The sequence below is a fragment of the Paenibacillus solani genome (assembly GCF_050475945.1).
Classification (GTDB): domain Bacteria; phylum Bacillota; class Bacilli; order Paenibacillales; family Paenibacillaceae; genus Paenibacillus_AQ; species Paenibacillus_AQ solani_A.
In genome coordinates this window covers 55,057-79,330 of sequence record NZ_JBCMXJ010000028.1, presented here as the reverse complement: position 1 = coordinate 79,330, position 24,274 = coordinate 55,057, and the positions used below count along the sequence as shown (strand labels likewise).

Sequence of the window (24,274 nt, the reverse complement as noted above, 5' to 3'; positions counted from 1 at the left end):
TTTTATGGAGGGAAAAAAGATTTGAAAAATCGGATAACTTTAAATATGGACCAACAAGGGAAGAAGCCGGGCATTGTACTCTTTTGTTTTGGCCCTGGCGGTGATTCTATGGACCGGCTCCGCGCTGACCGATGAAGCTAATGCAGATGACCCGCAAATATCTATTGCTACTGAGACTGTTACTTGGTCTTATGACAGCGATAGCCATATTGATAACGAAGTAATCCGACTCAAGGAGTCGCTGCGCCGCTACGTAAATAATTTAGACTCAAGTCATAAATAAAGAGAAGGTAACCTTTTTGAATTGACTACCATTACGTAGACCGTCATTTAAAAGTTATCAAAAGCAACCTGAATCCAGTTTCGTAAGGATTTAGGTCTTTCATTTTTTCAGGATACGCTGGTAGTTGAAATGCTGGATATTACGTCGAACCGTGTGCTTCACATCGAATAACGGAACAGTACCGTTTCTAGGTATATCTGAGTGTACGGAGGCAGTTCCTTGAACTATAATAGGGGACGTAGCATTCAATGGAAAAATTCAACTGTGAATGGAATAGGAGAACAAGATGAATAAACTAACCATGGCCGTTATCGGCTTAGGGCATATGGGCCGGCACATGATACACCGCTTACTGCCCCAATTTGCAGATAAGATCGAGTTGTTCGCTGTTTGCGACAGTGATGAATCCAGTATGCAGCGGGAAGTCACAGAGGCAGGGATTCGTCCACAGCTGTACACAGACTATCGCCAGCTGATGGACGAGGTATCGCTTGACCTAGTATATATCGCAGTTCCGCCGTCCTTGCATTATGATGTTGCCCGGATTGCATTTGAGAAAGGTATTCATGTCTTCTGCGAGAAGCCATTAGCAAACAGCCTGACTGAAGCCCGGAGTCTGGTAGAGCTGGCCGAGAAAGCCAATGTGCTCCATGCGGTTCATTTCTCGCTTCCGCTTGACCCGTCCGTTTTGAAAATACAGCGATTGCTTGAGGAGCAAGCGATCGGCGGGATCCAAAGAATGGACCTGTACCTGGAGTTCCCACAGTGGCCGAGAGCCTGGCAGCAGAATCCATGGATTACGTCAAGACAGCAGGGCGGATATCTGCTTGAGGTCGGCATTCATTGGATCCAGATGATCCAGCAGGTCTTCGGGCCGATTACACATGTAAAGAGTGAGGTTGAATTTCCGACAGATTCGCATCAGTCCGAAAGCCTTGTTCAGGCTGTCCTCCAATTAGATAGCGGAATCGAGATCCATCTATCGGGAACCGATAGGCGGGAAGGAGAGGAGCGTGTCTCTTTGGTGGTCCATGGAGAGGAAGGAACCTTGGCATTGGAGAACTGGCGCAACCTGTATCGAAGTGGCAAGGATGCCGACCCGCAACCTGTACCTGTGGACGACGTTGTCAGCCCTCTGCCAATTCTGAAGCAAATCATTCAGATTCTAAATGGTGAGTCTGGTATCATTTATGATTTCTACGACGGGTATAATGCGCAGGTTATTTTAGAAGCACTGCGTAAGCCAGGTGAGGGCTTTACGGATGTAAGGCCTCAATTGATGGGGGATAAGAGGTAGGGTTTATTTTAACACCCTTGATAGGGGGCCTACCATAACGACTTCATGTGAAATAAACGAACAGACGCCGGTAGGCTACCGGCGTCTGTTTGGCGTTCTGGGTATTTTATTCAATCCTTATTAACGGAAGACGTGTCAATTTACTTAGATATCTGACTTCTTAAAACGAGTTAAAGCAACAATCAGAATACTTCCACAAAATAAGATCCAGCAGCCTGCCGAGAATAAAAACCCAGTCTGCGGGAAAATAATCATACTCGGCAGACTTTGAAGTGATCCCATGAGAACGATGCTCATGATAATAAATACAGCAGTACTCCGAATCATGACAGCCAGTGCAAAGAACAGTGTAGCATAGCAGATGAAGGCTGCAAGCTTAATGCCGAATAAGAAATAGAGCTGGTGTAAATCATCCGTTGTCAGAGGGACGATAGCTGCTGACATTGGAAGTGCCAGCAGCATACAGGAGACTAAATTAAAGACCAGCACAAGAAATGAAAACTGAACAGCAGATACCCATTTTGCAAACATGATTTGTAAACGGGAGGTGGGTCGAATAAATAATAACTTGGCTGTACCGTATGAAAATTCGTAGTTAATGATTTGCGAGACAAACAGAATTAAGATCACATATAGTATTTGGTTTTCCGTCTGAAATAAGTTGAACGTGACAGTCCAATAATCGCTTGGAGGCTGACTCTGAAGAGTCGTTAATAGCAACACCATTATAATAGAAAGAAAAGATACACAAAGCAGGATCCAAGTGGATCGCATATTGTAAAGCTTCATGTTCTCGTTGCGAACTAAACCGATCAGTTTCATATCAAATATAAACCTCCTGCAACCTAACGGGATTTTACTTTTTGTTCACGACGATCTTCCCAGTATCGCTGCTAATTTCCAGCTGTGCTTCAGGATCTGCTGCCCCGCCTAGGTTCCCTGTTATTTGATTCATGCCGATTCTGCTAAGCGATGAAGGGGCAGATGCGAAGGATGCATCCAGATCGGTACGAACTATGCCGTTGGAGTATAAGAGGAAGGATAGAGCTTCAGATGGAGGGGTCAAACCAATCTCAATATTTCCTTTATTCGTTAGAACACGATTATGGCCGGTTAGCGGCTTCCATTTCTCTATAGTTATATGTCCAGAGCCAGTAGTCAGCGAAGCATTTCCTTCCAGCCTCATAATTTGAATATTTCCCAGAGTCGAATTAGCCGTTAATTCTTGTCCTGTATAGGAATCGAGATACATCCCGCCAAGATTGCTTTTAAAAATAAATGTATCAGCTATCAGCGGCTGCTCTGCGTACACACTTCCAAACTTAGACTGGACTGTTACGTTTCGCAGCTTGTCTGCGGGCAGCTCAATTTGAAGTCGTACAGATTTGTTCAGGCTAAGTGAGGAAACAGCAGCATTTTTCTCAACGGCCCGTATGTGCAATTGATCGTCTTCAGGGTGCAGGAGGACATCATAATCACTCAGTTTGGAGGCTGTACCGATTATTTTTGCATGAACCTGATGATCAGAACTCAAGGATAAATAAATGTCAGTTATATCACTGCTGACGGTAATGTCTCTGATATGCTGTGCTTCAATGCTTTTTGATTCGTTAAAATCAGCCGTATACAGACTGTTAACCCCCACGATGGTTGCAAAAATCAGTAACAGCAGAAGCACCAGACTAATCCATGCCATATGTTTTTTCATCATTATATCCTTTCAAAGATACTCTTCTCTTTCTTAGATCTCTTGCTGCTTGAATGCTCTAACACCAATGAAGAGAAATGCGGCAATAAGGAGTGTCCAAAACAAGAAAGAGATAAGGAGGTTCATGCCCGGGATGACGGGAACGAAGTTAACAGTAAATGCAAAAAAAACAATCGAAATGATAAGAGAGAGGCCTTGATGGCGGGTAAGCACAGTTATCGTAAAGGCCAATGCTATATAAAATGGAAAAATAAACAGCTTTGTGATAAACAACTTCATGGCAAGATGAAGCCCTTCCGCGTAAGCCCAATCCTCAAATCCTGACGTAATCCCGGCAATGATCATAGCCAGAGGCACACTTCCCAGGACGCCAAGGAGTGTATATGACAGTATCGCAATATACTTGGATAACAGAATCCTTGACCTCGGATGAGGCCTGATTAGCAGCAGCTTCATTGTCCCCGTAGAGTACTCTCTGCTAAGAATATGAATGGCGATGATCATTGAAACCAGCATGAAGAGCTGAATGAAGATCTGCAATACATAGGAAACACTATCCCAATAACGAAGAACGGGAGATGAGTTGTTTAAGTGCTGCAGAGTAGCCGCCAATATAGTAAATGAATAAGCGGTGATCAGTGAAATCACAGCGCTTCGCTGGCGATACAGTTTCATATTCTCATTTTTGACCAGCTTCATTAGCATCATATGACATTCCCTTTGGTGATCTGCATGAATGCATCCTCCAGAGGAGTTTTCGATCCGGAAGAGGAGGATATTTCTGACATGTTCAGCGTGTGTAATAGCTTCCCGTTCTGCACAATGCCTACCCGATCACACATGAGTTCGATCTCTGAGAGCAAATGGGAGGAAATAAGGACTGCTGTATTGTCTTCAAGAGCCAATTTCCGTATATAGTCGCGTGTTTCTCTAATGCCTGCAGGATCCAATCCATTTGTTGGTTCATCGAGAATGAGCAATGAAGGAGAGTGAAGCAGCGCTTGAGCCATCCCTAATCTTTGACGCATTCCTAGGGAGTAACTCCCTACAACATCATGAATTCGATTACTTAATCCGACGACCTCAGCCATTTCCATGATGTGCTCATGGGAGATATTCTCATGCATCCGCGCAAAATGAAGTAAATTCTGATACCCGGTTAAATACGAATACAGGTCCGGCTGCTCGATAATAGCGCCCACATGTGAAATAGCTTTAATAAAATCGGTTTTGATACTGTGACCATGGATTTTGATATCTCCTTGCTGCAGCAAGGACAAACCGACAATTAACCGGATGGCGGATGTCTTGCCAGCCCCATTAGGGCCTAACAGGCCGAACACTTCGCCCGGATAAACATCCAGACTTAACTCATCAATGACCTTCCGGTTCTGGATTGTTTTACTGACATTGCGAATTTGCAGTATGGGTGCTGGTTGCATGATTTCTCCCTTCATTCAATCCACTATTCTTTGTAATTGTTCAGCATCTTCCTTAACGTTGTGCCAGCTTCCTTAAATCCCTTTAAACGCCGAGTACTCCAGCGACCATTAAACTCATTCACTTTTCTTAATATCATATGCTCGACAGGTTCGGACGCAAGCTGGTGAGGGATGAGCTTAAACTGGCTTCGGAATTCGGAAATGGTCTGTTTCATCCAGTTGGTGTTATACAAATTACAGCGAATAGGATCGGGAAAATCATAGAAGGTGAGCAGCAAGGAGCGTTGTTTCTCCCATTGCTTCATATCAGAAGGGGCTGTATTTTTCCACTTATTCAGAAAAGTATTGAAGTTTTGAACGGAGTCTTCTCTTGTTGCAGCTTGATATATTCTTTTTACATCGTCAACAAATTCAGGTTGCCGGTGTTTTTCAATTTTACGGAGCGTTTCTTTTTGCATGAAGGTAAATGATCTTTGGATGGCAGCGTAGGGATATACGCTGTGAAAGGCTTCCTTAATGCAGTTGTTTTCATGAAAAACGCCAATAAGAATTTTTCGTAATCCCCGATTACGCAGACTGATGAATATTTCTTTCCAAGTCGGATAATCCAATTTCGGAGACAAACAAATATCGATAATTTCTCGATAACCTTTGTCCGTTACACCAACTATAAAATATATGAATTTATGGAGTGAAGATGAGCCGCGGGGCTGCAGCTTTATAAAGTCGACATATAGGATGGACAGATTAACGTTAGTTGGACGTCTTTTCCATATGTCCATGTCAATTTCTTGCTCTATGCTGGTGCCGTTATTCGTATAATTCATTTGCAATATATTCATGACAGCACTTGTGACAGCACTGGCGATATCTCGGTTGTGAATACCATACGGTGGCGTTTGTAAAGAAGTGTCATGCAGATGTCCAAGCGGATCCCTTGAAGAAACCGACTTTGGAATAAACTTGGCATGGAGGGAAGAGTTTGGTATTGCATGATGAGTACCCTGCTGATCTAACTGAATGTCCTCCCATACTTCACTTAGGAGCTGCTTTATATTGTTTTTGAAATATATTTTAAGCATATGTTCTACATCATCGGGCAAAAAGGTTGATTTCTTATTCATTAATGATTCCTCTCTTTGCTTGTTGAGCTGAATTGATTGATGTCCAAGGAAGCAGACAATCCAGGGAGGTCATCCAGTGACGTTGGAGAAAGGCAATTCGTGTTATCCCTTCTTTCTAGTCATCAACATGGCAAATCCGGTGATCAGTCCCAGACCAGCGGCGCTATAGAGACTAATCAATAACTCTGGCTTTCTAAGCCCCAAATAAAGAAACCCATTCATGATCAGGGTAATCACGCACAACCAAAATACCCATTTCACTACGGACTGCGTTGACATAAAAAACCCTCCTCCTTAATCCATCCATAATATTTCCATATTATCCTTAAAAAGTGGTGATGAACTTGTTTATTCGAATTGTAAATTAACTCCATTTGTATTACCATCATAGTACACTATGAGAAAATGAAGAGCAACATAAAAATGAAAAACAAAGAAAATATTGGGAAATCTGATTTAAATTTTGGAATTAAATGTTCGTTTGAATTTTTTTTTTGAAGTATTTATTTTTACTATGTTTTATCAAGTTATGTTCATGAAAAATGCAAGTTTGTTACTTGAAAAATCAAGAAAATTTGAAAACCATAACTTTACATAACAGTTTTCGGTTGATATATTAGTGATTAAATACAATAATAACCAAAAAACACCATGTAATTTTAAGGAAAAGTCAAGCTTGATGGAAAAATAACATAGTCATAGGAGGAGGAAGAGGCATGGATTCAATTACAAGTTATAAGAAATATGTTTTTCAAGAAACTCCCGAGGAGTTTGGGGGAAATCTGGTACATTTTTTTGAGAAAGTGCTCGCAGAGTATTTAGATTATGACATAGTACAGATGAATACACAGGGATTTGGAAATGTGTATTACATACTGAATACGGACTTGATGCGGGAGTTAATTGCCAAGAACTCATCCAAAATGATTAAAATTCCTCACGGAAACAAAGTATTAGAGAGATTCATCGGTGATTCCGTTTTTGTAAGTAATGGCACCGTTCATAAAAATCAGCGCCGCTGGATGAATCCGGTATTTAACAAGAAGCAGATGGATCAGCTGACCGATGGTATTGCAGAATGCACCCAGTCTTTTATCGAGAATTGGAAGGACGGGGAAGAAATAGACGGATTGAGCAGCATGATGGAGCTTGTCATTCGCGTCATTGTTACAAATATTTTTGGCAGCCATGATAAGAATCTTGATCTCATCAGCCGGACATTAAATCGACTCTTGCAGGTATTTGCAACCCCGCGTCCATTAACTGCAGAAGAGGAACAGGAAGTTGAAGAATTAATCGTAGCATTTGATGAAATGGTTTATAGCGGAATTAAACTTAGAAAAACAGCGCCTGAGCAATACAATGATCTCCTCTCTATGCTTATTACTGCACAGAATAATAGTGAGAGTGCTCAAGGTACGGAACAGGAAATTAGAAATAATATCGGAACCTTGTTTCTGGCAGGTTATGAGGCAACAGCAACAACATTAATCTGGACCTTGTATTTACTCGCCAGTCAATCCGAGATGGACCAGAAGCTGATTAGTGAATTAAATCAAGTATTGGATGGGCGTCCACCAGAGCTTACAGATGTTCCTGATTTATTGTATACCAATCAATTATTGCTGGAGTCCATGCGCTTATTCCCACCTTCCTATCAGATTGGGCGAAAAGTCACAGAAGATATTGAACTTCCAGGAGAAACAGTATCTGAAGGCAGCGTCCTATTATTCAGTCAATACATCATGCATCGTCACCCCCGTTATTTTTCACATCCACTAGATATTAAACCCGAAAGATTTTCTCGCGAATTTATAGGTCAACTGGACAATTATGCATACTTCCCATTTGGATTAGGGTCCAGAATTTGTTTAGGCAAGGATCTCTCACTGGTCATGCTTGCTATAATGACAGCCGTCATCGCTAAAGGCTTCCGATTTGAACTTGCGAATGATCATTCAGTTGAACCACTAACATTGACTACCCTCATTCCTAAAGACAAAATTCACCTCATCGTTCGAAAACGTTAAAAAAGATTAAGATGGATTTCGATAAGAATTTAATTTCATATTGAAGTGCGTGTTCAAAAAGGCTGGTTTTCAGCACCGAGAAGGTTGGATGAAGCCAGGGACTGAGGAGCGGAGCGTAGGCAAAACCTACGTGAGCACCGGAAGGCCCGGATGAATTCAAGATTCGATGTCGAGTTACTTCTTGATTCACTTCGTGATAGATATAGAATTTGTACGTTATCAGCAGAGCTGATGAAATTCTATATCGCAAGAAAACCTACCACTGAATCGCGGTCGCTCATCCTTGATTGGCCTCGATTGGTTTTCTTATCAAAAGCGGACTTTTTGAATAACCTCTTAAAGGAGAGATGATGTTGAACAGACTGAAGGGTGCCAAGTATCTTCTGTCCTTATATCCAAGTAATCACATAGATAAAGTGTTATTTTTTAAAAACACAAATAAAGAAAATGCTCATATTCCATTAGTTGAATCCCTTATTACACTTGATGAACATCGCACAGAGCAACTGAAGCAGATTGCTGAACGGGAAGATGTGACCGAACGCGCGGTTCTGCTCACAATCTGGGGGATATTACTGCAAAGATACCAGCTCTCCTCGGACGTGACTCTTGGAATTCATACGGGAAGATCTAATCCTAATCAGAATCCGATTGTGATGCCGTTCTTAATTGCGTCCCCTTCCAGTTATGTAAAGGAAGCTTTCTATCAAATAAATCAACTCCTGAAGGAATACGAAGCCTGTGTGGAAGAAGAAAGTGCAGCGTCCTGTGTAAAGGATCTGGAATCAGTAGACCATTATGTTGTGCTTGAGGAAGATGTTCGTATCGATGTTAGTGCACCGCTGATCTGCAGCATGTACAGCCATAATGACCGGCTCACCATGAGATTTGCATACGATACGGAGCGGGTTGACTCGGAATTTGTTAACGACATTGCAGAGCATTTAATTGAAGTAATCAAGAGCATCCATAGTAACCAAATGGTCATGATTGAAGAGATTAATCTGGTCACAGAACAAGAGAAACGGCAATTGTTGGAGGACTTTAACCGGACGGAGGAGGAATATAGCAAACACTTAACCCTGCAGGTGCAGTTTGAACAGAAAGCGGCAGAGCACCCGGACAGAGCGGCTATCGTATTTGAGGACGACCAATTAACGTACCGGGAGCTGAACGAACGGGCTAACCAATTCGCACATGTATTGTGTGAAAAAGGGGTTGAAAAAGGCAAGTTTGTTGCCATCATGGTAGACCGCTCGATCGAGATGGTTGTGAGTGTGCTTGCTGTACTCAAGGCAGGCGCTGCATATTTACCGATTGATCCTGCGTACCCTGCAGATCGTATTCAGTACATGCTGGAGGACAGTGAGGCAGTTTATCTGATTACTCATCGTCAGCTTAAAGCACCTGAAGGTTACGCAGGACAGATCATCCGAGCGGATGAAGCTTCCATCTTTCAGGGCGATGTCAGCAATCTGGAACTGCTTACTACGGCGGATGATCTGGCTTACATGATCTATACTTCAGGATCCACCGGCAAACCGAAAGGCGTGATGCTGGCTCACCGGGGAGTCAGCAACTTCTGTCTGGTGGCTGAAACCTACGGCATTGTGCCGGAAAGTCATGTTCTGCAGTTCTCTTCATTCAGCTTCGATTCATCGGTTGGGGAGATTTTCCCTGTACTGTTAACTGGAGCAACCTTGTATATGGCAAGGAAGGAGCTGCTGTTATCGGGATCGGAATTCGTAGCTTGGCTGCGGGAGCACAAAATAGCTTCCGTAGTATTTCCGCCATCGATGCTTCGAGCACTTCCCTACGCAGAATTGCCGGACTTAACTACCGTGATTACAGCGGGAGAAGCCTGTTCTCTGGGTCTGGTTGAGAAATGGGGAGAGGGACGGACATTCCTCAATGCCTATGGCCCGACTGAGGCTACCGTAGGCAGCACAATCGGAGTGTGTACGCTTGAATCGAAACGGATTACGATCGGCAAACCTAATCCGAACAAGAAGGTCTATATCGTGAACGAAGCGAATCAGCTTCAGCCGATCGGGGTGCCGGGAGAGCTGTGTATCGGAGGAGACGGATTAGCGCAAGGTTACTGGAAGCGCCCTGATCTTACCGAAGAGAGATTCGTAGCGAACCCATTCCTGCCAGGCGAGAAGATGTACCGAACGGGAGATTTGGCACGCTGGCTGCCTGATGGAAACATTGACTATCTGGGACGAATCGATGATCAGGTGAAGATACGGGGACATCGGATTGAGCCGAATGAGGTGGCCGAGCAGCTGTTAAGTCATGAAGCGGTAGCAGAAATTGCTGTAATCGCCATGACGGACGAGGAAGGTCGGGCGGATTTATGCGCTTATTTGGTAGCCAATCGCGAGTGGAGCATTCAGGAATTGAGGCAGCATATTATGAGTCAGCTGCCAGAATATATGGTTCCCTCCTACTTCATTGAAGTTCAGGAGATTCCGCTCACACCTAATGGAAAGATTGACAAGAAGGCGCTGCCGAAGCCAGATGGAGAAGTGTGGACGGGAGCAGAATATGCGGCCCCGGAGAATGAGATACAGCACATGCTGGCGGAAATCTGGCAGGATGTATTAAAAGTCAAACCGGTCGGAATTCATGACAACTTTATTTTATCAGGCGGACATTCTTTGAAACTAGCTATGCTTAGAAGCAGAATATTTATGAAATTTCATGTTGAATTGTCCTTTGAAGAGCTGCTACAGAATCCGATCCTCAAACAGCAGGCAGAATATATACAGCATCTCGATAAGCAAGAATACACACAATTGCAGGAGCTTGAAGCAAGGGCCTTTTATCCGGTTTCTTCTGCCCAGAGACGGATGTATGCCGTGCAGCAAATGCCAGGCATAGGTCATGCATATCACTTGCCGTCACTCATTGAAATCGAAGGAGAATTAGATAAGGGGAAGCTTGGACAGGCACTGCAGCAATTAGTCGATCGTCATGAATCGCTCCGGACCTCCTTTCACTTTATGGATGGGGAGCTGGTTCAGCGCATTGAGCATAAAGCAAGTATTCATATTTCTTATTATGAGGCTTCAGGAGCTCACGAGGCGATTGAGCTAGCCGGTACATTAGTGAAGCCTTTTGATTTAAGCAGGGCTCCGTTGATTCATGCCGCGATAATCCGAATGAGTCCCGATCATCATTTTCTGTTCATGGACATGCACCATATTATATCTGACGGGGTTTCCACACAGCTTCTGTATCATGAACTTGTTGAATTGTACCAGGGACAAGAATTACCGGCGTTGCTGATTCAATATAAAGAGTATGCGAACTGGCAACTAGAACTACGGGAAACTACGAGGTGGAGCGATCAGGAGAAATTTTGGGTTGAACAGTTATCGGGAGAATTGCCTGTAGTGGAGCTGCCGATGGATTATCCAAGACCTGCTAAGCAACAGTTTTGCGGTAATAGAAAATCCTTCACTGTGGGATCTGACATGCTGGGGAGCATACAACAAGCGGCCGAAGAACAGCAAGTGACATTATATACTTTGTTATTAGCTGCCTACCATGTGCTGCTGTCAAAATATTCAGGGCAGGAGGACATTATTGTAGGGACCCCGATTGCCGGCCGAACCCACATTGATCTGGAACAAGTAGTAGGGATGTTTGTGAATACATTAGCCATCCGCAGCTTTCCGAGATCAGAGCAGACATTTGGCGAGTTTCTCGCACATATGAAGGAACGATTATTCTCGGCTTATGAGCACGGAGATTATTCACTTGACGAGTTGATAGGAAGGCTTGAGATCCAGCGGAATGCCGGTTGGAATGCGCTGTTCGATACGATGTTTGTACTCCAGAATATGGAGCATACAGCATTGAATTTTTCCGGGACGGTATGCAGATTCCATGACATGGATTGGAACCATTCGATGTTCGACATGACCTGGAGTGTAATAGAGAAGGATACACTTCAATTCACCATTGAGTATAATACAAGCCTGTTTATGCAAGAGACGATTGAGAGAATGTTTGGACATTATCATTATATTCTGAAGCAGGTTGCTGCGAATCCCTCACTTAAATTATCAGATATTGAACTGGTCACCGAACAAGAGAAGCAGCAATTGCTGGAGGACTTTAACCGGACGGAAGCGGATTATAGCAGGCACTTAACCCTGCAGGCGCAGTTTGAACAGAAAGCAGCGGAGCACCCGGACAGAGTGGCTGTCGTATTTGAGGATGACCAATTAACGTACCGGGAGCTGAATGAACGGGCCAATCAATTCGCACGTGTGCTACAGGATAAGGGAGCGCAAAAAGGCCAGTTCGTCGCCATTATGGTAGACCGCTCGATCGAGATGATTGTGAGTGTGCTTGCTGTTCTCAAAGCAGGCGCAGCTTACTTGCCGATTGATCCTGCCTACCCTGCAGATCGTATTCAGTACATGCTGGAGGACAGTGAGGCGAGCTATCTGATTACACACCGCCAGCTTGAAGCACCTGAATGTTACGCAGGACAATGCATCCGAGTGGATGATGCCTCCATCTTTCAAGGGGATGCCAGCAATCTGGAACAGCTGAATACGGCGGATGATCTGGCTTACATGATCTATACTTCAGGCTCCACCGGCAAACCGAAAGGCGTGATGCTGCCTCACCGGGGGGTTAGCAACTTCTGTCTGGTAGCTGAAACCTACGGTATTCTGCCGGAAAGTCATGTTCTGCAGTTCTCTTCGTTCAGCTTCGATTCATCGGTAGGGGAGATCTTCCCTGTACTGTTAACAGGAGCGACCTTGTATATGGCGAGGAAAGAGCTGCTGTTATCAGGCGTGGAATTCGTATCCTGGCTGCGGGAGCACAAGATCGCTTCTGTTGTATTTCCGCCCTCGGTGCTCCGAGCACTTCCATACGCAGAATTACCGGACCTGACTACCGTGATTACAGCGGGAGAAGCCTGTTCTATAGATCTGGTCGAGAAATGGGGAGAGGGACGGACATTCCTCAATGCCTATGGCCCGACGGAAGCTACCATAGGCAGTACAATCGGAGTGTGTACACCCGAATTGAAACGGATCACGATTGGCAAACCGATTTCCAACAAGAAGATCTATATTGTGAACGAGGCGAATCAGCTTCAGCCGATCGGCGTGCCGGGAGAGCTGTGTATCGGAGGAGACGGATTGGCGCAAGGTTACTGGAAGCGCCCCGATCTTACCGAGGAGAAATTCGTAGCGAATCCATTTCTACCGGGCGAGAAGATGTACCGAACGGGAGATTTGGCACGTTGGCTGCCTGATGGAAACATTGACTATCTGGGAAGAATCGACGACCAGGTGAAGATACGCGGACATCGGATTGAGCCAAATGAGGTGGCCGAGCAGCTGTTAAGTCATGAAGCGGTAGCAGAAATTGCCGTAATCGCCATGACGGACGAGGAAGGCCGAGCCGATTTATGCGCTTATTTGGTAGCCAATCGCGAGTGGAGCATTCAGGAATTGAGGCAGCACATCATGAGTCAGTTGCCTGAATATATGGTTCCGACTTACTTCATTGAAGTTAAGGAGATTCCGTTGACACCTAATGGAAAGATCGACAAGAAGATGCTGCCGAAGCCAGATGGAGATGTATGGACAGGAGCAGAATATGCTGCGCCGGAGAATGAGATGCAGCAACTGCTGGCGGAAATCTGGCAGGATGTTTTGAAAGTAAATCAGGTCGGGATTCATGATCATTTTATTGAAATGGGCGGAGATTCGATTAAAGCGATTCAGGTATCCGCACGTTTATACGACCGCCGGATGAAGCTTGATGCAAGTGATTTGTTCCGCTTTCCTACGATTTATCAGCTGGCACCTTTTGTGACTCCATGTGGAGTGACTATATCCCAAGACAGTGCCCAGGGAGAAGTGCTGCTTACACCGATACAGAAATGGTTCCTGGAACGCAATATGCATGAACCTCATTACTGGAATCAAGCCATGATGGTGCATCGCCCGGAAGGATGGGAGCCGGATGCAGTCCATCAGGTGTTTGAAACGTTGGTGCGACACCATGATGCTTTACGGATGGTTTTTCCCAAGAAACAGCAGGGGACAAGAACGCAGATGAATAAGCCTGCGGAAGGGGAACATTTTACAGTTCAAGTTCTCGATCTTAAGTCTTTCAGCAATCTGTCGTCCATCGTGGAAGAGGAAGCGAACAAGCTGCAGCAAAGCTTGAATTTGGATACGGGACCGTTAGTGAGAGCAGCTATCTTTCAAACTCGGCAGGGCGATTATCTGTTCATCGTCGTTCATCATCTGGTAATCGACGGCGTCTCATGGAGAATTCTTATCGAAGATTTGGATACCGCATATCGGCAAGTTTTACGAGGAGACAAACCTGTTCTGCCAGATAAAACGCACTCCTACCAAGCATGGAGCCAACAATTGCAGCAATATGCGAGCAGCAAGTCATTACTTAACCAAATTCCGTATTGGACAGCTATTGAGAAAGCGAACGTTCCTGCTTTGCCTCAAGACCTGGCAGGGAACGCTCCTTACTATCTGAAAGACTATGCTCAATTCGAGATCAAGCTGTCGAAGGAGCATACGGTGGAGTTATTAACAGAAGCACATCGAGCTTATCATACAGAGGTTAACCATTTGCTGTTAACGGCATTAGTGCTGACTGTGCAGGAGTGGACGCGGGAATCACGAGTATTGATTGAGCTTGAAGGACACGGTCGTGAGAATATGATGGATGATGGTTTGAATATATCCAGAACGATTGGCTGGTTCACCTCGATTTATCCTGTATTGTTTGAGTTTCACACGAGTGACGACCTGGCTCTGGCGATCAAATCTGTGAAGGAAACGATGCGGGGTATCCCGGATAAAGGGATCGGTTACAGCATACTCAAATATCTGACACCTGCAGAGTATAAGCCGGCAGACATGTTCCGTCAGCAGCCTCAGATCAGCTTTAATTATTTAGGCACATTTGATCAAGAGGGTGCACAAGGATTCGGCAGCTCTGAATTGCCTGTCGGCGATTCTTTCAGCCCATTGTCTCCCGCTTCGCATGATCTCGTAATTAACGCTGTCGTCATACGAAATGAGCTGCAGATAAGTATGGAATACAACATGAGAACATACAGAACGGATACCGTTAGACAACTGGCAGAGCGCTATCGGACACATCTTCTAGCTGTTATCTCTCATTGCATAGGCAAGCAGGATGTTGAGCTGACGCCTAGCGACTATAGTGCCAACAAGCTATCTATTGAGGAATTGGACGACATTTTTCTTGAGCTTCAGAAATTATGACTTAATCGTAAAAGGGAGTGAGATGAAGAATGTTGGATCGAAAACAAATTAAAGATGTTTACGAGCTGTCTCCACTGCAAAAAGGGATGCTGTTTCACCATATTAAGGATGGGAACAGTCCCGCCTATTTTGAACAAATGACATTATTTCTCGATGGTCAAGTTGAAGTGTCCCATTTGGAGGACAGCTTGAATGGATTGATTGCAAAATATGACGTATTGAGAACTAATTTTGTATATAAAAATGTAAATGAGCCTATGCAGGTCGTCTGGAAAGAAAAACACGCCAAAATCATCTATAAGGATCTCAGTTCCTTATCTGAGTCAGAGCAGCAGGAATTCATTGCGGAATATAAACAAGAGGATATAAAGAGGGGATTTGACCTAACCCGTGATTTGTTGATCCGCTTCACCCTGATTCGGTTGGGGCAAACGAAGTATCAGTTAATTTGGAGTCATCACCATATATTGATGGATGGCTGGTGCTTCGGGATTCTATTCAGTGATTTGCTGGATATGTATCAGAGGCGTCTTCATCAACAGACCATACCTATGGAGCCCGTCACTGGTTACAGTGAGTACATTCGCTGGCTAGGACGGCAGGATCAGGACGAGGCGGTCAATTACTGGAGACGTTATTTGGAAGGGTATGAGCAAGTAACCTCTCTTGCAATCAGCCCGGCAGTCAGCTCGGCTTCAGACGGCTATCAAAAGTCGGAGGCAAGCCTGACCTTATCATCCCAGCAAACATCGAGCTTACATGCACTGGCTAAAAAATATCAGGTAACCCTTAACAGTGTCATTCAGAGTATTTGGGGAGTTCTGCTGCACAACTATCATGACACCAATGACATTGCATTTGGTGCAGTTGTATCAGGAAGATCCTCGGCGATCCGGGGTGTTGAGCATATTGTAGGGTTGTTCATTAATACGATTCCGGTACGAATCAGCGATTTTGATGGGGATTTTGAACAGTTAGTTCAGGCAGTGCATGAATCAAGTCTTCAATCCGGTGCATTTGAACATGTGTCTCTGTCCGAGATACAGAAGGTAACGGATATCACAGGAGACCTGTTCGATCATATTCTTGTATTTGAAAACTACCCGCTGGATGAAGACATGATGGACAGAAGCCGACAATCAGGATTTGCCATTCAAGGTCTCGAAGTGTTCGAACAGTCGAATTATAATGCTCATGTTTTAATCATGCCTTCAGATAAGCTGTCCATTAACATCTCGTTTAACGAGCTGGTATATCATCCATCAACCATAGAGAGGCTCCTTGCTCACCTAGAGACCATAATGGATCAGGTGATCGCAAATCCGAGCATATTAGTGGACGATATCGATATTTTAACGCAAGCTGAGCGGACGCAATTAATGGAATGGAGTCACCGTCCGATCGAATACCCGCGAGAACGTACGGTACATTCTTTATTCGAGCAGCAGGCGGAAAAGACGCCGAATAGAGTTGCACTGATGCTTGGACATGAGACGCTGACCTATGAAGAAGTTAATAACGCTGCCAATCGAATGGCTCATTATCTGTGCCGCTTAGGCGTTAAGCAGGGTGACCTCGTTGCGGTTGCGATGGAGCGTTCCATCCATCTATACATTGGTATTCTGGCGATTCTAAAGTCGGGAGCGGCTTATGTACCCATAGATTTGAACTATCCAGCGGATCGATTGGCGTATCTGCTCGAAGACTCGGAAGCGTCCTATCTTATAACAGCAGGTGAGCAGTTACCCAAGTTCTCTGGATACACAGGCAAGATCGTATGTGTCGATCAGGAGATAACGCAGATCCATGCAGAGCCGTCTGATAACCCGTCAATGAGTGGTTCATCTGAGGATTTGGCTTATATTATGTACACTTCAGGATCCACCGGGAAGCCGAAGGGCGTTAGTGTCAGACACCGTGGTATTGTTCGGCTTGTGAAGGAGAACGATTATGTCAATCTCGACTCGGACCAAACGATGCTGCAGCTGGCTCCAGTCGCATTCGATGCCTCGACGTTAGAAATTTGGGGAGGCTTGCTCAATGGGGGGCGGGTGGCAATTATGCCGCCTGGTACCCCTACCGTGGAGCAGATTGCGGTGGCTTTGAAGCAATATGAAGTGACGGTGCTATGGTTAACGTCCGGCTTGTTCACCCTTGTAGCTGACCATGCTCTTGATGCTCTGCGCGGGGTAAAGCAGTTATTGGTTGGAGGGGATATTGTATCCGTTCCTCATGTGAGGAAGGTACTCCAATTAGGTGGCGTTCAAGTCATCAATGGTTATGGACCTACTGAAAATACGACCTTCACGTGTTGTTATCCGGTTCCAGCAGACTGGAGCGGATCCGCACTTCCAATTGGACGGCCTATCCGGAATACAGAAGTTTATATTATGAATTCGCGGATGAAGCTGGCACCACTAGGCGCAATCGGCGAGCTGCTCGTAGGCGGTGACGGATTAGCCAGAGAATACTGGAGACGCCCGGAATTAACACAAGAACGCTTCCTGCCCCATCCTTTCAGCACGAACCCAGACGCACGCCTGTACCGTACTGGAGATTTGGTGCGATATCTCCCGGATGGCAACATAGAGTTTCTTGGCAGAATGGATAATCAGGTGAAAATTAGAGGTTACCGTATTGAATTAGGAGAGGTTGAGGCTGCATTTGCGGAGCATCCTTCTGTACGGGAAGTTATTGCTCTAGTCACGGAGGATAAACAATTAGTCGTCTACCTCGCACTTGAGCTTGAGAATGCTGCTGCCTCGATGAGCACAAGTGAATGGAGGGAATATGCACAAGGACTGCTGCCAGAGTATATGGTGCCTGCAGCTTATATTGTACTCGATGCGTTTCCTCTGAATCCCAATGGGAAGATCGACCGTAATGCGCTCCCATCACCGGGGGATTACCTTCAGAATTCGGCTGATTACGCAGCGCCGACAACAGAAATCGAAGCTTTGCTGGCCCAGGTCTGGGGAGAGGTGCTGAAGGTTAAGCAAGTGGGCATTTACGATCACTTTTTTGAGCTCGGCGGGGATTCTATTCATGCGATCCAGGTGGCAGCTCGTCTGCATCGGCATAACTATAGATTGGAGCTTAAGGATTTATTCCAGAATCCGATCATTGCCAAGCTGGCACCGTATATTAAATCAGACAGCATTCGTGTGGATCAAGGAATCGTTGAAGGCGAGGCACCACTGACCCCTGTACAGCAATGGTTCTTTGAGAAGAACATCAGAGATTCGCATCACTGGAATCAAGCGATGATGTTAAAACGCAATGAGGGCTGGCATGTTGACTCTGTGAATACAGCTCTTCGCGAGTTAATCAAGCATCATGATGCCTTGAGGATGGTGTTTACTGAGCAAGAAGGACGGATCAAAGCCTATAATCAAGGACTTGACGATCATAGCTTTGAAGCCGGGATATATGATCTTTCCTATGAGACCGATGTAGAAGCGGCTATGAAGATAGAAGCAGACCGACTGCAGCGAGCGCTGAATTTGGAGAAAGGGCCGTTATTGACAGCAGGGGTATTTCAGACGCCTGTAGAGGATTATTTGCTGCTGATCATACATCATCTGGTTGTTGATGGTGTCTCATGGCGGATACTGCTTGAAGATTTCAATACGGCATATGAGCAGGCATTGCTGCATAAAGCGATCGTGCTGCCGCCAAAAACCAGCTCATTTATGGACTGGGCTCATGCTTTACAAGCATATGGAAACAGCCGCCAACTCTTAAGAGAGCGTTCCTATTGGGACAAGGCCCACCAGAGTACGGCTGCTAAGCTGCCTATAGATAAGGCTGGAGATGAAAGCTATTACTATAAAGACTACCAGTCTGTACATCTGCATTTGGAAGAGGAACCAACTAGACTACTGATAACAGAGTCGAATCGCGCCTATCATACGCAAATCAATGATATTCTGCTGTCTGCGCTCGTGCTTACGCTTCAAGAGTGGGCGGGCGGTTCGGCAATATCGATCCAGCTTGAAGGACATGGGCGGGAAGAGATTATTCCGGGCATTGATCTGAACCGAACAGTGGGATGGTTTACGTCGATGTATCCTGTACTGTTCGAGACAGGCTCAGCTACACCATCTGCTACCATTCCAGCGGTGAAGGAGACGCTTAGACGTATTCCTAACAAAGGGATCGGTTATGGTGTGCTCAAGTATTTGACCTCATCGCAAACGGACTCACCGGGCCCAGAACATTCTAAGTCGGTGATGCATCCAAGGCATGGACCGGAGATTAGTTTCAATTATTTAGGGCAGTTTGACAAGGCACAAGGAGAAGGATTTATGGACTCCAGCATGCCTGTGGGAGATACAGTCAGCCCGTGGACGACAAGCACCTTCAAGCTGGAGATTAACGGGATGATCACAGACGGGACGTTGAAGCTGGAGTTCGGTTATAACCCTAATCTGTATTTCCCTGAGACGATTGGCTGGTTGACAGAGCGGTTCCACCATCACCTTCTTGGTTGTATCGAGCATTGCATGACGGCCAATGAACAGTGGACCCCAAGTGACTATTCCATGCAGAAGCTATCGTTTGAAGAGCTTAACACCATTCATCAGACATGGAACCCCAAGGCTGTGCAATCCATGTCTTACTTGTCTCCCATGCAGGAAGGGATGCTGTTTCATTACCTTAAGGACAAGAGCAGTCCGGTTTATTTTGAACAGATTGATTTTCAGCTTGAGGGCTCTGTCGATTTGGAATGCTTGGAAAAAGGTATCAATGATCTTGTCCAGAAACATGAGGTATTCCGCACTGTATTTCTGTATGAAGGGTTGAATCGCCCTGTTCAATTGGTGCTCAAGGAGCGCACTGTGAATGCCTATTATGAAGACATCTCGCATTTGTCCGAAGCAAAGCGAGCCGATTATGTGAATAGCTTCAAGAAGAAGGACCGTGACGACGGTATGGATCTGATGGCGGATCACCTGATTCGTTTTGCATTGATACGTACAGCGGAGCAGCAATATCACATGATATGGAGCTTTCATCATATTTTGATTGACGGCTGGTGTTTAGGTCTTGTGTTAAACGACTTGTTAGAAATGTATCGATACCGGCTGAATCAAGAAGAAATTCCTGTATCCAACGCTACACCGTACGCTGACTACATTCATTGGCTTGAAGGTTTGGATCGGGAGGAGGCCCGTGATTACTGGCAAGCGGCGCTTGAGGGATATGACGAAGTTGCTGCGATCCCGCAGAGAGACGCTCAGAGTGACATGTCCGAGAGAATGGATAAACATCTGGATTTCGTTATTGAGCGTGAACTGTCCCGAGGTATCGCGGGCTTAGCCAAGAAGAGTCAGGTTACACAGAACACCGTATTCCGTGCCATCTGGGGACTGCTGCTCCAGAGGTACAATCTTACCGATGACGTCGTTTTCGGGGCGGTTGTATCCGGGAGAACCTCGGCTGTAGCTAATGTGGAAGAGATCGTCGGGCTGTTTATCAATACGATACCTGTACGTGTACAGAGCAAGCCAGAGGATACTTTTGAGAGTCTGCTTCAACGTGTTCAGCACCAGTCTTCCCAGGCTGAGCCTTACAGCTATTTGTCGCTGAGTGATATCCAGTCCGTGAGCCAGATTACAGGCGGGTTGTTTAATCATATTATTGCTTTCGAGAACTATCCGCTGGATACGAAGACGATAGACGAGAAGAGTGACAAGCTGGGCTTCAAGATACAGAATGCAGATACAGTCGGTCAGACCAATTACGATTTCGATGTACTCGTACTGCCTGGAGAAGAAGATATCACATTAAAGATCAGCTTTAATGAAGCAGTATATGAGGAGCGTATGATACGCCTGATGTTTGGACATCTGCTGCAGGTCATTCGGCAAGTGCTCATGAACCCGGAGATTACTTTAAACTCAATCGAAATTGTTGCTGCTTCGGAGAAGCAGCAGTTATTCTCATTCAATGACACGGCACTGGCATACCCAAGAGATAAGGTAATTCACCAGTTATTTGAAGAGCAGGCACAGCGGACCCCTAACCATGTGTCAGTCGTATGCGGTAACGAGTCGTTAACCTATGAAATTCTAAATAAGAGAGCCAATCAATTGGCCGCCATATTAAGAGAACAGCATATTTCACGGGACTCCATAGTCGGCATTTTGGTTAAACCGTCGCTTGATATGCTGGCTGCTGTTCTAGGTGTATTGAAAGCAGGCGCAGCTTACCTTCCGATCGACCCGGCGTATCCGGCAGAACGTATCGAATATATGCTGAACAATAGTGGGGCACAGTTGCTGCTAACGCAGGAAGGCCTGGAAGTTCCTCAAGGATATGATGGACAAGTCCTGCTGCTGAGTCATCCGGACATTGCGAAGCAGCCAGATGCCAATCCGGAACTTCTCAATGAACCATCTGAATTAGCCTACGTTATTTATACATCCGGTTCGACGGGTCGTCCGAAGGGAGTTATGGTCGAGCACCGCACGCTTGTCAATCTGTCATTTTGGCATAACCATGCATTTGAAGTTACAGAGAATGATAGAAGCACCAAATTTGCAGGTTTTGGATTTGATGCTTCAGTGTGGGAGATTTTCCCTTATCTCATTAAAGGCGCTTCACTCTATATCATTCAGGAAGAGCTTCGTTATGATGTTCATCTGCTGAATGAATATTATGAGCGGGAAGGCATTACGATCAGTTTCTTGCCGACACAGTTTGCGGAGCAGTTTATGGAAACTAATAATAGCTCTCTGCGAATGCTGCTCATTGGCGGGGAAAGGGCGCAGCGGATTCCTAAGGTGAAATATCAAGTTGTCAATAACTATGGCCCTACGGAGAATACCGTTTGTGCTACAAGTCATCTTATTGATCCCGAGGATACGGCAATTCCGATTGGCCGTCCTGTTGCTAATAATAAAGTATATATTCTGGACAGAAATCTCCAATTACAGCCGGTTGGGATCGTTGGCGAGTTATGCGTGGCTGGAGACAGCGTTGCCAGAGGTTATTTGAATCAGCCTGATTTAACAGCAGAAGTATTCGTTACCAGCCCTTATATCGCCGGTGAAAGGATGTATAGAACCGGGGATTTGGCAAGGTGGCTACCAAGTGGAGTGCTTGAATATGTTGGCCGGGCGGATGATCAGATCAAGATCCGCGGTTATCGCATTGAGCTTGGCGAGATCGAGGGGCAGCTGCTCAAGCATGTTGATGTGAACGAAGCTGTTGTAATAGCTAACACCTCTGCCCAGGGACAGGTTCAGCTTGGTGCATACGTAACGTTGAAGCAGCCGGTGAGCATGTCGGAGCTGCGCCGATACTTAGCGAGTACCTTACCGGACTATATGATGCCGGGATATATGATGGAACTGGAACAGCTGCCTTTAACCGCGAATGGCAAGGTCGACCGTAAAGCGCTGCCTGAGCCGTCATTGACTACGGAGCAAGATTATTTACCGCCAAGGACGGAGCAGGAGCAGTTGCTGGCTGATGTATGGAAAGAAGTCCTGCAAGTCGAAACCGTCGGTATTCATGATAACTTCTTTACATTGGGTGGAGATTCCATTAAGGCAATCCAGGTTGCAGCACGCCTGCACCGATACAACTTGAAGCTGGAAGTTAACCATCTATTTCAAAATCCGACTGTGTTTCAGTTAACGCCATATCTACAAGCAGCCAAATCCTTGATTGATCAAAGCTCTGTGATAGGGGATGTGCCGCTGACACCGATTCAGCATTGGTTCTTTAACCAGCAATTCGACGAGCCTCATCATTGGAATCAGGATATGCTTCTCTATAAAGAAGAGGGATATGATGAGGCCGCTGTGGAGCAATCATTCAGAGAGCTGGTGGGACATCATGATGCATTACGCATGCGTTATACCCATGTCAACAACGTATGGACGCAGCAGAATCTTGGCTTGGATGACCATCATTTTGATATAAAGGTATATGATCTAACACAATCAGAAAATGTACGGGAACAGATTGAGCAAGAGGCTGGCGAATTGCAGAGGAGCCTCCATATTGAGCAAGGTCCGCTGCTGCGACTTGGCTTGTTCCGGACACAGGATGGGGATCATTTACTGATCATCATTCATCATTTGGTCGTCGATGGAATTTCGTGGAGAATACTGCTGGAGGATTTCAATACGATTTATGAGCAGGTATTAGCCGGGCAACCGATTGAATTGCCTTTGAAGACGACATCTTTTCAAACCTGGGCCAGAGAATTGGAACAGTATGCAGACGGCGATACTCTTCTTGCAGAGCTTCCTTACTGGACAAAAATTCAGGAAACACAGGTTGCGCCCCTGGCTAAGGATCGGGATGGCCACTCTACTTACCGAATCGGGGACTCTGGCTCGGTGATCATGGAACTTAGTGAAGAAGAGACACGGAGCTTATTAACCGATAGTCATCAGGCATACCAGACAGAGATTAATGATTTGCTATTGACCGCGCTTGTGCTTAGTGTCCGCGATTGGAGCGGGGCAGCCGCTCTTGCCATTGATCTTGAGGGGCATGGCCGCGAAGAGATTATGGAGGGCGTTGATTTGACGCGAACTGTCGGTTGGTTCACGACCATGTATCCTGTTGTTTTTGATGAGCCCTATGAGAGTCTTTCGGGTGGTATCAAGCTGGTTAAAGAGACGCTGCGTCAAGTGCCGAACAAGGGGATTGGGTATGGTCTGCTCAAACATATCGCGAACAAGGATCGGCTCCCGCTGCATATTAAGCCAGAGATCAGCTTCAACTATCTGGGACAGTTCGAGCAGGGACACGGCGATGGATTTGGACAGTCCTCCATATCCACGGGGCAGGCTGTCAGTCCTTTAACGACAAGCCCTTATTCCCTTTCGATCAATGGAATGGTTATGAACGGCAAATTAAGAATCATCTTTGGATATAATCCGCATCAATTTGATCTAAGTTCAGTGGAAGCAGCAGCGAATCGTTACAAAATGCGGCTGCTGGATATCGTGGCTCACTGTATGGGACAAGATGAAGTTGATCGAACACCAAGTGATTTTTCAATGGACAATCTTACGTTTGAGGATCTGGATCTCATCTTTGACACTTTAAAAGAGAAGATATAGAAG

11 protein-coding genes are annotated in these 24,274 nt (G+C 45.5%); 5 read left to right on the top strand and 6 right to left on the bottom strand.

The window, feature by feature from the left end; all coding sequences use genetic code 11:
- Positions 1 to 73 precede the first annotated feature (73 nt).
- Positions 74 to 283, top strand: a complete 210-nt coding sequence (locus tag ABEQ74_RS29180; protein WP_430125731.1) for a hypothetical protein — start codon at positions 74 to 76, stop codon at positions 281 to 283.
- Between the two features lie 286 nt (positions 284 to 569).
- On the top strand, positions 570 to 1,580 hold the full coding sequence (locus ABEQ74_RS29175) for a Gfo/Idh/MocA family protein (RefSeq protein ID WP_430125729.1): 1,011 nt from the start codon (positions 570 to 572) through the stop codon (positions 1,578 to 1,580).
- A 144-nt stretch (positions 1,581 to 1,724) separates the two neighbouring features.
- On the opposite strand, the gene ABEQ74_RS29170 is transcribed toward ABEQ74_RS29175, so the two are convergent.
- The 6 genes from ABEQ74_RS29170 to ABEQ74_RS29145 form a co-directional block, all read right to left on the bottom strand.
- Positions 1,725 to 2,402 (bottom strand): ABC transporter permease, encoded by a 678-nt coding sequence (locus tag ABEQ74_RS29170; RefSeq protein ID WP_430125727.1) that lies wholly within the window; start codon positions 2,400 to 2,402, stop codon positions 1,725 to 1,727.
- Between the two features lie 34 nt (positions 2,403 to 2,436).
- Entirely contained in the window at positions 2,437 to 3,288 is an 852-nt protein-coding gene (locus tag ABEQ74_RS29165; protein ID WP_430125725.1) for a DUF4097 family beta strand repeat-containing protein, read from the bottom strand.
- A gap of 33 nt (positions 3,289 to 3,321) precedes the next feature.
- Positions 3,322 to 3,996 (bottom strand): ABC transporter permease, encoded by a 675-nt coding sequence (locus ABEQ74_RS29160; protein ID WP_430125723.1) that lies wholly within the window; start codon positions 3,994 to 3,996, stop codon positions 3,322 to 3,324.
- Positions 3,993 to 4,730: an ABC transporter ATP-binding protein gene (locus tag ABEQ74_RS29155; RefSeq protein WP_430125721.1), complete on the bottom strand. Its 738-nt coding sequence runs from the start codon at positions 4,728 to 4,730 to the stop codon at positions 3,993 to 3,995. The genes ABEQ74_RS29160 and ABEQ74_RS29155 overlap by 4 nt, the downstream gene beginning before the upstream one ends.
- Before the next feature lie 23 nt (positions 4,731 to 4,753).
- Positions 4,754 to 5,854 carry a transposase gene (locus tag ABEQ74_RS29150; RefSeq protein ID WP_430125719.1) on the bottom strand — a complete coding sequence of 367 codons (1,101 nt, stop codon included), beginning with the start codon at positions 5,852 to 5,854 and terminating at the stop codon, positions 4,754 to 4,756.
- A gap of 102 nt (positions 5,855 to 5,956) precedes the next feature.
- A complete protein-coding gene (locus tag ABEQ74_RS29145) occupies positions 5,957 to 6,133 on the bottom strand; it encodes a hypothetical protein (protein ID WP_430125717.1) in 177 nt (58 codons plus the stop codon).
- A 437-nt stretch (positions 6,134 to 6,570) separates the two neighbouring features.
- Between ABEQ74_RS29145 and ABEQ74_RS29140 the strand changes: the two genes are divergently transcribed.
- From ABEQ74_RS29140 to ABEQ74_RS29130, 3 genes are all read left to right on the top strand, one after another.
- A complete protein-coding gene (locus ABEQ74_RS29140; RefSeq protein WP_430125715.1) occupies positions 6,571 to 7,884 on the top strand; it encodes a cytochrome P450 in 1,314 nt (437 codons plus the stop codon).
- A 353-nt stretch (positions 7,885 to 8,237) separates the two neighbouring features.
- Complete coding sequence (locus ABEQ74_RS29135) at positions 8,238 to 15,182, top strand: amino acid adenylation domain-containing protein (protein WP_430125713.1); 6,945 nt, start codon at positions 8,238 to 8,240, stop codon at positions 15,180 to 15,182.
- Positions 15,183 to 15,211: 29 nt separating this feature from the next.
- Positions 15,212 to 24,271, top strand: coding sequence for an amino acid adenylation domain-containing protein (locus ABEQ74_RS29130; protein ID WP_430125711.1), 9,060 nt, complete (start codon positions 15,212 to 15,214; stop codon positions 24,269 to 24,271).
- The last annotated feature ends 3 nt before the right edge of the window (positions 24,272 to 24,274 follow it).

Excerpts from the sequence above, each read along its gene's own strand:
- ABEQ74_RS29175 (WP_430125729.1), top strand. The coding sequence starts at position 570 with ATGAATAAACTAACCATGGCCGTTATCGGCTTAGGGCATATGGGCCGG.
- ABEQ74_RS29170 (WP_430125727.1), bottom strand. The coding sequence starts at position 2,402 with ATGAAACTGATCGGTTTAGTTCGCAACGAGAACATGAAGCTTTACAAT.
- ABEQ74_RS29165 (WP_430125725.1), bottom strand. The coding sequence starts at position 3,288 with ATGAAAAAACATATGGCATGGATTAGTCTGGTGCTTCTGCTGTTACTG.
- ABEQ74_RS29160 (WP_430125723.1), bottom strand. The coding sequence starts at position 3,996 with ATGATGCTAATGAAGCTGGTCAAAAATGAGAATATGAAACTGTATCGC.
- ABEQ74_RS29155 (WP_430125721.1), bottom strand. The coding sequence starts at position 4,730 with ATGCAACCAGCACCCATACTGCAAATTCGCAATGTCAGTAAAACAATC.
- ABEQ74_RS29150 (WP_430125719.1), bottom strand. The coding sequence starts at position 5,854 with ATGAATAAGAAATCAACCTTTTTGCCCGATGATGTAGAACATATGCTT.
- ABEQ74_RS29145 (WP_430125717.1), bottom strand. The coding sequence starts at position 6,133 with ATGTCAACGCAGTCCGTAGTGAAATGGGTATTTTGGTTGTGCGTGATT.
- ABEQ74_RS29140 (WP_430125715.1), top strand. The coding sequence starts at position 6,571 with ATGGATTCAATTACAAGTTATAAGAAATATGTTTTTCAAGAAACTCCC.
- ABEQ74_RS29130 (WP_430125711.1), top strand. The coding sequence starts at position 15,212 with ATGTTGGATCGAAAACAAATTAAAGATGTTTACGAGCTGTCTCCACTG.